The sequence below is a fragment of the Burkholderia sp. BCC1972 genome, from assembly GCF_905339605.1.
Lineage (GTDB): Bacteria > Pseudomonadota > Gammaproteobacteria > Burkholderiales > Burkholderiaceae > Burkholderia.
Map to the genome: position 1 here is coordinate 172,669 of NZ_CAJPGH010000009.1, position 11,219 is coordinate 183,887.

Here is an 11,219-nt window from a genome sequence, read left to right on the forward strand (position 1 = left end):
GCGACGGGGGAAGCATGGAACGGGACCAACTCATCGGGGACCTCTATGAGGCCGCGCTGCAGCCGGACGGTTTTCTCGAAGTTTTTCATCGGGTCTCCGAATCGCTCGGCGCAAACGTCTTTCACATGTTCAGTTGGGACGCCGCGCGCAATGCCCCGCAATTCTCGATCTATTCGCCGCGCGCGGAGTTCGACGAGATCATCGCCCTTTACGACCAGTATTACGGTGCGCTCGATCCGCGCCGCGGCTTCGTCGAGAACGCACGGCTCGGCGAATTCGTTTGCTGCCAGGATCACCTCACCGACCGCGACGTCGAACGCAGCGAGTTCTTCCAGGACTTTCAGATTCCGTCGGGATTTCGCTACCTGATGGGGATCCGCTTCGCGCGCCCCGGCAGCGACAACATTCTTCTCGGGTTACTGCGAGCGCGCGGCCGCGCGCCGTATTCGCCGGAAGAACGCGCGACCCTGACCGGTATGGCCGGGCATCTGCAACGCTCGATCAACCTGTGGCGAGACGCGCGCGTGCTGCATCGCGACGCCACCCTCGGCACCGAACTGATGGAGGAGTTGGGCCTTTCCGTCTTTGCGCTGGACAGGCACGCGCGCGTCGTCTTCGTCAACCGGGCGGCAGAGTCGATGCTGCGCGCCACCACCTGCCTCAAGCTCGAGAACGGATACCTGAGCGCGACGAGCGCGCCGCAGAACGATGCACTCAAGGCAGCGTTGACGCGTGTCGCGAAGACCCGCAAGAGCGAGTGCCTTGCGCTTTCCGGCACGCTGGTGGCGGCGCATGAAGTTTTTCTCGGCATCGCGGCGCTGTCCGGACAGGCGCTCCATGCGACGTTCGGCGATGCGACGATGCTGATCACGGTCAGGCGACGCAGCGCCGCCCCGCTCGTCGTCGCACAACAGTTGCGGCAGTCGTTCGGCTTGTCGAGCGCCGAAGCGGCGGTGGCCGAGGCGTTGATCAATGGCAAGACGCCTGATGAATGTGCTGCGAGCGCGGGTGTGTCGCTGGCGACGGTGCGCACCCAATTGCGGGCGATCTATGAAAAGACCCATTCGCGGAACCAGGCCGAAGCGGTCGGACGGATGCTTTGGGTGCTCCCGCAACAGAAGCGCACGGATTGATACGTCGAAGGGACGAACGGTCGTCAAGATTTCGGATATCTTTTCCGAGAAAGCTCCATGCCACTCGTCTCGGAAAAGATGTTCCCGGCCGCGAAAATTCTCGGAAGCATCAGTATGCGATGTAAGGCGCGGACCCGCCTGCCGCCGAACGATCGAGGCCAAAATAGATCGTCCGACCGAAAAAGTATGGCAGCCCGAGATCGAGCCAGGAGGACGATCCGAAGTGACCCGCGACGTCATTGAATGCATAGGTCGAACTTCTCGAGAACAACGTATCCGCATTCGCAACGGGCATGGAAATCATGCTCACTGTGCCGTCGAGCCCAACCAGCGTTGCGGCATAGGTGGTCGTCGTTGACGGGCAATAGAATTGCGTGTTCTTTGAACACGTAATCTGCGACGAGTCCTCGAAGAAATTCGCGTTTGATCCAGTATCGAAGAACGCGGTGACCTTTCTGGAAAGAAACGCCCCCGGCACATCGCCCGTCGTCGTCGACACCAGCTTCGTGGTGGCACCGAATGCATTGTTGCCTCGAGTGCCGATGCCAAAGATCAACGAGCCCGGCGCGCTTTCCTGACCGTCTGCCGAAATCTGCGGCATTTTCACGATCACGCCGTTGTTGTCCGCGGCAAACCGACCGACAGGATTGCTGATCTGCTGCGATAGCGGGACGGTGACTTGTACGCAGCTCGCGTTTCCGTCCGCGCACGAGTAGTAGTTGCTCAAAGACGCGACGTTCACACAGGTTGCGCCGCAATCATAGGGCGCCGGACCAATTCCAAGAATGCCGTTTGCACCCAGACCAGTGGCCGAGCTCACCGCTTTATTCCCGTTTGTACAGGAACTCGGCACGTTGTCCGTTCCGAGATCGCCGATGATCTGCACCGGCAAGGAGCTCGCACGTTCATCGCCGATGGAAAGGTCAATCGTTCGAACCGTGCCCCACGTGTAGCTCGAAACGAACTGGCCGCATTCGGAAAGTGTCGATCCGTCGCTTGTGGTTGTTTTAGGCAGGCTGTCGACGACGCCTGGAATTGCATCACGTACGATCCGCAAGCCATATGATGCAGTGTCGACGAGCACATTGGACACAACCTGGCAGCGTGACGTCCCGGGCGCGCAAATCTTGATGTTGACGGTCGGAATGTTGATGACGCGTGCAACACCTCGCGCGACCGTGATGATGGCGGTATTCCCGGTGTTGCCGTCCGATGTCCCGGAACTGCTGACACCCGTTTCGCCGGAACCTGAATCGCCGCCGCCGCACGCAACGAGGAAAGCTGTCGAGACGATCATCAGGCTGAATATGCTGAACCACCGATCGACAGTACGAAAAATGCTCATGATCATTTTCATGGGAGTTACAGAATATCGTTGCCGGTCAGCCCGGACGGAAGCGCAGGCGGCAACCAGGCTTGTCCGGAAAAGGCTCCCATGTGTCCTCCTGTCCTGATCACGAGCTTGCTCGTCGAAACGGATACCGGCGTACGCCAGCCACGCAGTGCATGCGCCGCTTCCACGCCTGCGCTGTAGTCGTGAAGATAACCGCCGAGCAGCGACGCGAGATCGGGGATCGTCGGCCCTTGCCACGCTATGCCGAAGACGATTCCGTCGCCCGACGTGTATTCGCGAATCACGGTTCCAGATTCGAGCGTGGATTCACGGATGATGTAAGCGGCTGGATTCGCCGCGAGGCCAGCGGCCGCTCGATTCGCAGGCCGCATCACACGCACTTTCGCGGCATGATCGGCGGCGGACAGCGATATCGGTGCGCCGCCCAGTTCGGCATGTGCATGTGGCATTGCCAATCCCGCGATGAGCGCGGCGTATATACAGCGAATCGACTTCAAATCTCCCTCCCGGGGGTAATGCCAGCGTGAAACGGTTCGGAACGCCTCCGCTGCAAGTTCGCTCCACAGGAATCAAGCAACCCTCGACGCCTGGACCGGTAACCCAGTGCCCCTCGTAGAGGCTGGGCACGACATTGCGTGACATTAAACTCATTATTGATATTTTTGTCATTTAAATTAATCGAGCACGTGCTCGAGCGTTTCGTCGCGTCGATGTCACATTCATCATCCGCACCTGTTTTGTCATATTCTTCGTTCGGGTTAGCAGTCCTTCATGTTTCGACCGTACTCGGCGCACGTTGCAAGCAAGGATCACGAAAACGTCCGCGAACGAGCCGCGCGCCGCCGAGGCTCGACGGCGATCGTCACGCCGCACTCGAGCGCCGGCAGAAACATGCGTGCGCCGTGTCCTGGTCGATGCGGTTCAGAAGCGGTATCCGACCGAAAGGAACGTCACGATCGGGTTGACCCGGAACTTGGTGGTGCTCGTGACCGTGCCGACGGATGACCGGGTAGTCAGCGTCGCGCGCGTCGATACCCACGAATACGCTACCGACGCGTTGATCGACCAGTGAGAATCGATGTTGTAGGTCAGGCCGCCGTTGACGACGGGCGCAAAGGATTTCCTGAGTGACACGGATGTCGGTCCCTCGAGCGCCGTACCGACAGTTGGCGAAAAAAAGATCTGCCCGGTGGAAACGGGATTGCTGAGCTTGACGTTGCTGAACCACGTATAGGTGACACCGGCGCCCAGATACGGCCTGAACCGCGCATTCGGCTCGCCGAAGTAGTAGTTGAAGATGATCGCGGGACTCCAGGCCCGAGCGGTCCCCAGTTCACCGAAACCGCTGAGCGTACCTGAGCCGCTCAAGTGCCATGTCGGCGGAAAACCCATGACCGTCGTCGCCGCGATGTGATCGGTCACGAAGTAGGTCGCGGTAAGTCCGAACGTATCACCGCTTGCGATGTCCGCACCGCTGCCGGTCATCACTTGCGACTGGCCGAGCGCATTGACGGTCAGCGGATCCGCCGACCCCTGCGGCGCAAAGTGGGACCAGCCGGCATTGACTACCCACTGACCGGCTGATTGCGCATGCGCGCCAGAGATGGCCGCGACCAGTACGACGATTCCTGCGCTGATTCGTTTCATGATTGTCTCCAGATTTTGGTGTCGATGTTCAAGAATCGTGAAACCTGCCTTCATCCCCGTGCGCCAGGCGTGGCTCGCGGGCTGTTCCTGCGCGTATGAAGCACGACGCTCAAAGCGTCGGGTTCTTCCTCATATCGAAATTTCATTTCTTTAACTTCGGATTCCAAAATTATTTGCCTACTTCAACCCAAAATATTCCGAGAATCGGCAATCACTGATGTTCGGGTTCGACCGAAGTTGAAAAAGCAAACGGGAAGCGGCCCATCACCGTATTGGTCTTCGCTGTCTGTGCGTGATCGCTCAGCGCCACATGCAAGGCGAGCCCGCGCGACGGGTCGTCCGCCATGCTCACTCGGGCACCCTCGACGCCGGCATCCTTCAGCGCAGCGATCAGCGCGTCGAGCGTCTCCCGTCGTTTGAGTTCGGGCTTGAAGATCTTGCCGACCGCCGTGAGCGGCATCGCATCGATGATATGAATCCGCTTCGGTATCGCAGCACGCTCGCCGATCGAGCTGCGTATGAATGTGTCGAGCTCCGTCTCCGTTGCAGTTGCGCCGGCTTTCAACTGCACGTAGGCGACCGGCAGCTCGCCTGCATGCACGTCGGGACGTCCGATTGCCGCAGCGATCTGCACGGCCGGGTGGCGATGCAGCGGTTCTTCGATCGTCGCCGGATCGATGTTGTGACCGCCCCGGATGATGAGCTCCTTGCGGCGGCCCGTGAGCCAGAAGTAGCCCTGCGCATCGCGTCGCGCGAGATCCCCGGTGTTGAGCCACTGCCGGCCGTCGCCAAGATCGAGCCACAGGCTCTTGTTCTGGTCTTCCTGAAGATAGCCCGCGAAAACGTTCGGCCCGGAAATCGTCAGCAGGCCGATTTCGTTCTCGACGCAATCGCGCACGTAGCGGCCGGCGTCGTCGAGTATCACCGCCTTCATCATCTGGTCGGGGATGCGCAAACCGATCGAACCGAGACGCCGTTCGCCGCCTGGCGGATTGACGCTGCTGACGCATGCGCCCTCGGTGAGCCCGTAACCTTCGAGGATCCGGACCCCGGTGCGCTCCTGGAACGTGCGGAATACTTCCACGGGCATCGGCGCGGCGCCGCAGAGCCCATACTCGAGCGAGTCGATATTCCAGCCGTCGACGGGCACGTCGAGCAACGCCGAATACAAGGTCGGCACCGCGCTGAAGAAATTGATCCTGTGTTGCTCGACGATTTCCCAGAATCGTTTGACGACGCCGTCGCCGCGATAGCCCTGCGGCGTACCCAGCACCACATGTGCGCCGCGCGAGAACGGTACCAGGCCGGTTGCCAGCACCGCATTGACATGGAACAGCGGGAGTCCGCAGAAAACGGTCTTCCCCGGGCCCATCCCGGCACCGACGACCTGCCCGACGCTCCAGGCATTGGCCACCTCGTTGCCGTGCCGGCGAATCGCGATTTTCGGCAAACCCGTCGTGCCGCCCGTGCAGAAGTAGGACGATACGTCGTCGGCTTCGAAACGCCGTGGGATCAGCAGCGAATCGCCGGATTCACGCGACATCGCATCGTCGAAATCGTGGATCGCGATGTGGCGCGGAACGGCGCCGCGCACACCCGCGCGCCCGTGCAACCGTTTGCATTCGCGACGCTGCATCACGCGTGCCGCCATTCGGCGCCATCCCTGCACACGCCCGGCCAGGTCGACCAGGACGAGGCTTCGCAGCGACGGCACCTGGCTCAGGACGGGCTGGACCTTCGACCAGATATCCGTTCCCGGAAAGGGTGCCAGCGTCACCAGCACTTTCGCGTTCGCAGCCTTGAGCAGCGATGCGATTGCCGGCCCCTCCAGCAACGGATTGATCGCGCATACGATCCCGGCCGCTTCGCCTCCCCAGATGACGAAATGCGTCTCCGGCAAGTTCGGCAGCACGTAGGCGACCACCGAGTGGCGATCGATGCCGAGGCGCGAAAACATGTTCGCAGTCCGATTTATATCTCGCAGGAGCTCCGAATAAGTCCAGCGCAATGGCTTGCGATGATCGTCGGCGCGCAGGAAAAATGACAAGGCCGGCGCGCTCGGGTCGATCGCCGCACCACGGCCGATCATCTCGTAGGTGCTGGCCGGGAGGTCGGCGGGCGGCCCCTGGTTTTCGATCCGCAGCACGTCCGCTTCGGTTGCGATGGCGTTCATGCGAGCTCGTCCACGATTCGGTTGCGTTGCACACCGAGGTCGATCGCCCCGTCCTTGCTCCGGATGCGTGATTCGACCAGATCCCCGGCCTTCAGGTACTGCGGGCGCGCGGCCTGAACCTTCGCGAAGATCCGCCACTTCATGTGCTCGGGCAGCAACGCGGCAATCCGTTGCTTCGCCGGCGATGGAATGCTGAGTGCGCATCCGGACGGCGTGCCCGTTGCAAGCAAGTCGCCGGCGCTCAGATCCTGAACGCCCGACAGTTCGGTGAGTGTTTCGGCCGAACCGTACACGAGGTTCCCGGTCGAATCGCTCTGCCGCACTTCACCGTTCACGGTCAGTGTCAGTGTCAGCGTGCGCAGCCGCGCGATATCGCTTGCCTCCAGCAGGCACAGATACGGCCCCACCGGTCCGAACGTTCGATAGCTCTTCCCCTTGTAGAACTGCATTTGGGGAATCTGGATATCGCGTGCGGAATAGTCGTTGACGATCACGAGGCCGGCCACGTACTCGTGCAGGTTCGTGTCCGTGATGGCTTGCCGGGACGTGATATCGCGGCGAAGCACGAGCCCCAGTTCGATCTCGTAGTCCAGAAACTGCACATGGTGCGGCCGGACGACGTCGGAATCGGCGGCGACGATGCAGCTGGTCGCCTTCGTGAAGATCATGTTGAATGACTTGGCGTCCGGATTCATGCCGGACTCGATCATGTGCTGGCGATAGTTGGCGCCCTGGCAAACGAACTGTTGATTGCGCGTGACCGGCGACAGCCACTCGACATCCGACTCGGGAATCGTTTCTCCGCCGAGCGCGGCGAGTTCATCGATCCGATGCGCTCGCACGAATTCGCCGGTCGTCGGGTAGTCGCCCGGTATCGGCGTGATCCGGCCATTCGTCACCACGCCCCATTGGGCGCGCCCCTGATGCCGGTAGTGCAAGACGTGCAATGCCATGAAGATGCCTCGAACAGGTCTGAGTGAAGATGAAGGTCACGCAAACAGCTTCGCGAGCGTGCGCAGCTTCGCGAACGTGACGTCCGGACTGGTCCGGAGGTTTCGGATGAGCGATGCGATGCTTGCCGCGGTGATCTTCGGTTTGGTGAAGCTGCGCGGCATCCGGGGGCCCCACTGCGACATCGCTTCACGGCTGACTTCGTGGATGCCCGTCGCCACGTCTGCCGTGAACATGTCCCCGTCGCAATAGTGTTCGTGCTTGTCGCCCCAAGGGTCCTGCCAATAGTCGAAGACCTGGCTGCCGAGAATGTGACGACCGATCCCCCATGCGTGCGTCCATCCTTTTTCGCTCAGCACACGCTGCCCGATCCCCACGGCGTCCGCGTCAACCAGCTCGAATGCCGAGTGGCTGTACAGCGCCGCGAATCCCTGTGCCAATGCCAGGGTATGGTGATCCGCGGGTGTCGCCCCGCGATCGAGTCGCAGGAACGCGACGGCGGGCGATCCATCCGGCAACACCTGAACGTCGCTCGGGATGAAGCCGAAGTGAGACGTGTACCACGCGCAGGTCGCCTGGAAATCGGCGAGTTCGAGCACGACATGACCGAGGCGAATCACTTCCGGCGCCTCCAGCGGCGGACGCTGGGTATCGTTCACGCGAACGACGGCATCGGGCGAGTTGAACGGCAACGCCGACCGGTGCGGCAGGGCGCCGGCACGTGCTTGTCCCGCGACTGCGTCGACACGAAAACCCGATGGATCGACCAGCGTGACGCGATGCCCGCCGCCGGGCCACGGTGACGGCTCCACGTTCGACGCGCCCGGTACATGGGCAAGCTTGCGCAGTGCGTCGATGTCGTCAACTTCAAGCCCGAAGCCGACGAAGCGGTTTTTTTCGGCCCGCCGGACGACGTAGCAGAACGGTGTGCCGGCCGTGCCGCGGAGGAACAGATATTCGCCGTCACGGGATACCGTTCGCAAACCGAAATCGTTGAGAAATCGTTCGGCCCGTTCCAGATCGGGACGCTCGAACATCAAATAGGAAAGCGCCCGGGCCTTCGTCGTCGGCCGGGGATTTCGTGCGGGTTGTGCAGTCATGAGCTTCATGGGGGGCCTCAGGCAGTCGGCTGGGCAATGTGACCGGCTAGCGGCGACAAGGTGGTGCGCGCACCAAGCAATTGCAGGGATTCGAGAACGAGGCGGGTCGAGTCGGCCACCGGGCCCTCGTGCAGGACCGTTTTGTCCGGCCGAATCACGGCCGCCCAGCCAAACCGCACGACACCCGGCATGAACGTACCGTTCAGGTCCTCCCATCCGTCGTTCTCGATGCGATGAAGGCGCTGCCCGCGGTGCACGACCTGCACCACGATGCCGCCCGCCGCAATCAGCGCGGCTCGCGCGCCGGCGTCGAGCTCGACGCCCGGATCCCGTCCGAATCCGATCAACGCGAGACCGCTACCGAACACGTCGTCGCTCAGGCGGATCGCCCCATCGTGCTTGCGCAGCCATCCCTGCGGAAGGGCTGCTCCGCGCACGAGCCGCGTGGACGAATGGCCGGGGACGAACAGACCGCTCCGGAACGCGTTCTTCGGCTTGATGCCGAGTTCGTCGAAGTGATTCCGTAGCGGCGGAACGAGCCGCGTCAATCGCATCAGGCCATGCGTGAACAACGCGATCCCGGCATTGCGCGGCATCACGAGCTTCCCCATGAATTTCGCGACGCCGATCATCGCCTTGGCGTGAGGTCGGCGTTCCCGATCGTAGGACTCGAGAATTTGCGGGGTTGCGTAGCCTTTGACGACCCACGCCAGTTTCCAGCCGAGATTCGCGGCGTCACGCAGACCGGCGACGAGCCCCTGGCCGACGAACGGCGGCGTGATATGGGCGGCGTCGCCTGCAAGAAAAACGCGTCCCTTGCTGAATGTCGTGACGGTTCGGGCATGAAATCGGTACACGGCCTTGCGTTCGATCACCATGTCCTTGATGCCGCCCCACGGCGCGAGCAGTTCGCGGATGCGTTCGTCGGATTCCATCTCCTCTCGCGTCTCGTCGGGGTGGAGCATGAACTCCCAACGCTCGCGCCCACCGGGGGCAGTCATATGAGGCGTCGGCCGCCGGTGGTCACAGATGAACTCGACATGGTCGATGGGTCGGCGCACGTTTCGCGCGTCGACGATCAGCCAGTCTTCCGCGAACGTCTTGCCCTTGAAATCCTGTCCGATCAACTGGCGCACGATCGAGCTGGCACCGTCGGCACCGACGACGTAGCGGGCGCGCACGACGTGCCGCGCGCCCTGCCCGCTGTCGAGCGTGGCGGCGACGTGATCGGCGTTCTCGTCGAGCGAGACGAGCGTCACACCGAGCGCCATTCGGGCGGTGCGGTGCGCGGTCAGTCGCGCACGCAAGCATCGCTCGAGGTCCGGTTGATAGAACGTCACGAGCTTTGGATGGCCATCGATGCTTCCGAGCGTATTGATGCGCCCGAACTCGCCGAACCAGGGCGAGCGCATCCGGACGTACGGAATCGCCACCGTATCGAGATCGGCTTCGTTCACCCCGACGTACTGCAGGATGCGAAGCGCGTCGTTGTCGAGCGCGATCGCACGCGGCGCCATGAAGATCTCCGCCGCCCTGTCGACGACCAGCACGCGCACGCCTTCCCGGCCAAGAAGCGCGCCGACCGCCGCGCCGACGGGGCCGCAGCCCACGACAAGCACGTCTACATCCGACGGCAAGTCGCGGCCGCCGGCGCAGCCCGCGTTGTCATTGCTGTCATGGACGCCCGACTCGTACGTCAGTTTTGTCTCCGTCACCGTTCTGTCTCCAATTCTTGAGACTGGCCACTGCAGGCCGCCTTGGTGACATTAAAGTCATAGTTGATGTTTTTGTCAATTATGACGTTCGAACGTATACTCAAACACCGAACCCAGGCGCACGCCGATGCCCAACGCTTCCTCCGGTCGCAGCAGAACACCTCCGCCGGCCGTCTCGAACGAGCAACCGCCATCGCGCCCCGAGGTTCGCGAGCCTCGAGGCGCGCGCCGAAAGCGCGAGACGCGGGCGCGCCTGCTGGATGTCGCCTTTGTGCTCATGGCACAAAAGGGGATGGAAGGCGTCGCGATCAATGAAATGACGGAAGCCGCGGACGTTGGGGTTCGGCTCGTTCTATAACCACGTCGAATCGAAAGGAGCGATTCATGCTGCGGTTTTGGAAATCGTGTTCGAGGCGTTCGCGGATGCCCTGGACCGCATCGCAGGCACCTTTTCTGAGAGCCAACAGTTGTGGGCTCTCAGAAAAGATGTCTTTGGCACCCTATATGAATCAAGGGCTTGGACATCTTTTTTGAGACGACTGAGTGGCGCTCGTCTCAGAAAAAGTGTCCTTGGGCACGGAAATTCTCAGAAAAGTCGTCTTTGGGATGTTGCCCGCTTCCGACCACCTGGCTCGGCGGAGCTTGGCAACGAGCATCGGTGCAGAAGTGCGCATCAGAATCCGACCGTGCTGATCGGAATGTGCTACAAATGTGCATGTCGTGTGCGTTGAGCAATCTGCCATGAATCCATACGTCGACTACGACCCAACGACATCCGGTGGTTTCGACCAGTTCATGGAGTCCTTGAGGGACCGTGATAGCGGCGCGCCGATCGTCTCAGCGCGCCGCTTCGCGGCCGCCTTGCATATCGATATGCAAACGCTCGCGCGGCTAGCCCATGTCCATCGCAATACAGTGAGTCGACTGGCGGGCTCCGAAAGCGTGCAGAAATTCCTTCGGGACGCGCTTCGGATCATCCGCGCGGCTACCGATATCTCCAGCGACGTTCAGAGGGCGCTGTTCTGGTATCGCAATGAACCGTTGCCGACCTTTGATTACAAGACTGCTGAACAGCTCGTCTCAGAAGGGCGCACTGAAGACCTGCTGCGTTACGTCACATCGCTCGAGACCGGTGCGGCCGGATAG

At 61.6% G+C, this 11,219-nt stretch carries 9 protein-coding genes and 1 pseudogene; 3 read left to right on the top strand and 7 right to left on the bottom strand.

Going from position 1 to position 11,219, the window contains the following annotated elements:
• Window positions 1–14: 14 nt before the first annotated feature.
• Window positions 15–1,133 (top strand): helix-turn-helix transcriptional regulator, encoded by a 1,119-nt coding sequence (locus tag U5798_RS15705; protein WP_322082599.1) that lies wholly within the window; start codon window positions 15–17, stop codon window positions 1,131–1,133.
• Between the two features lie 109 nt (window positions 1,134–1,242).
• Here the strand turns inward: U5798_RS15705 and U5798_RS15710 are convergent, their stop codons facing one another.
• The 7 genes from U5798_RS15710 to U5798_RS15740 form a co-directional block, all read right to left on the bottom strand.
• The gene (locus U5798_RS15710) at window positions 1,243–2,490 is read right to left on the bottom strand and encodes a DUF3443 domain-containing protein (protein WP_322082600.1); all 1,248 of its coding nucleotides are present in this window, start codon (window positions 2,488–2,490) and stop codon (window positions 1,243–1,245) included.
• Between the two features lie 5 nt (window positions 2,491–2,495).
• Window positions 2,496–2,936, bottom strand: a complete 441-nt coding sequence (locus U5798_RS15715; protein WP_322082634.1) for a DUF2844 domain-containing protein — start codon at window positions 2,934–2,936, stop codon at window positions 2,496–2,498.
• 472 nt (window positions 2,937–3,408) lie between these two features.
• Window positions 3,409–4,134 (bottom strand): OmpW/AlkL family protein, encoded by a 726-nt coding sequence (locus tag U5798_RS15720; protein ID WP_124454210.1) that lies wholly within the window; start codon window positions 4,132–4,134, stop codon window positions 3,409–3,411.
• Window positions 4,135–4,345: 211 nt separating this feature from the next.
• Window positions 4,346–6,307, bottom strand: coding sequence for an acyl-CoA synthetase (locus U5798_RS15725; RefSeq protein ID WP_322082635.1), 1,962 nt, complete (start codon window positions 6,305–6,307; stop codon window positions 4,346–4,348).
• Complete coding sequence (locus tag U5798_RS15730) at window positions 6,304–7,260, bottom strand: fumarylacetoacetate hydrolase family protein (RefSeq protein ID WP_322082601.1); 957 nt, start codon at window positions 7,258–7,260, stop codon at window positions 6,304–6,306. Before U5798_RS15730 ends, U5798_RS15725 begins: the two co-directional genes overlap by 4 nt.
• A gap of 36 nt (window positions 7,261–7,296) precedes the next feature.
• Window positions 7,297–8,367 (bottom strand): VOC family protein, encoded by a 1,071-nt coding sequence (locus tag U5798_RS15735; RefSeq protein ID WP_322082602.1) that lies wholly within the window; start codon window positions 8,365–8,367, stop codon window positions 7,297–7,299.
• An 8-nt stretch (window positions 8,368–8,375) separates the two neighbouring features.
• Window positions 8,376–10,088 (bottom strand): bifunctional 3-(3-hydroxy-phenyl)propionate/3-hydroxycinnamic acid hydroxylase, encoded by a 1,713-nt coding sequence (locus U5798_RS15740; protein ID WP_322082636.1) that lies wholly within the window; start codon window positions 10,086–10,088, stop codon window positions 8,376–8,378.
• Window positions 10,089–10,200: 112 nt separating this feature from the next.
• Between U5798_RS15740 and U5798_RS15745 the strand changes: the two are divergent.
• Together U5798_RS15745 and U5798_RS15750 are read left to right on the top strand one after the other, a co-directional pair.
• Window positions 10,201–10,523: pseudogene (locus U5798_RS15745) on the top strand (TetR/AcrR family transcriptional regulator); the annotation flags it as partial.
• Between the two features lie 291 nt (window positions 10,524–10,814).
• The gene (locus U5798_RS15750; RefSeq protein WP_006494573.1) at window positions 10,815–11,219 is read left to right on the top strand and encodes a hypothetical protein; all 405 of its coding nucleotides are present in this window, start codon (window positions 10,815–10,817) and stop codon (window positions 11,217–11,219) included.

Coding starts and splice junctions, on each gene's coding strand:
- U5798_RS15750 (WP_006494573.1), top strand. CDS start 10,815: ATGAATCCATACGTCGACTACGACCCAACGACATCCGGTGGTTTCGAC.
- U5798_RS15705 (WP_322082599.1), top strand. CDS start 15: ATGGAACGGGACCAACTCATCGGGGACCTCTATGAGGCCGCGCTGCAG.
- U5798_RS15725 (WP_322082635.1), bottom strand. CDS start 6,307: ATGAACGCCATCGCAACCGAAGCGGACGTGCTGCGGATCGAAAACCAG.
- U5798_RS15710 (WP_322082600.1), bottom strand. CDS start 2,490: ATGAAAATGATCATGAGCATTTTTCGTACTGTCGATCGGTGGTTCAGC.
- U5798_RS15735 (WP_322082602.1), bottom strand. CDS start 8,367: ATGAAGCTCATGACTGCACAACCCGCACGAAATCCCCGGCCGACGACG.
- U5798_RS15715 (WP_322082634.1), bottom strand. CDS start 2,936: ATGCCACATGCACATGCCGAACTGGGCGGCGCACCGATATCGCTGTCC.
- U5798_RS15720 (WP_124454210.1), bottom strand. CDS start 4,134: ATGAAACGAATCAGCGCAGGAATCGTCGTACTGGTCGCGGCCATCTCT.
- U5798_RS15730 (WP_322082601.1), bottom strand. CDS start 7,260: ATGGCATTGCACGTCTTGCACTACCGGCATCAGGGGCGCGCCCAATGG.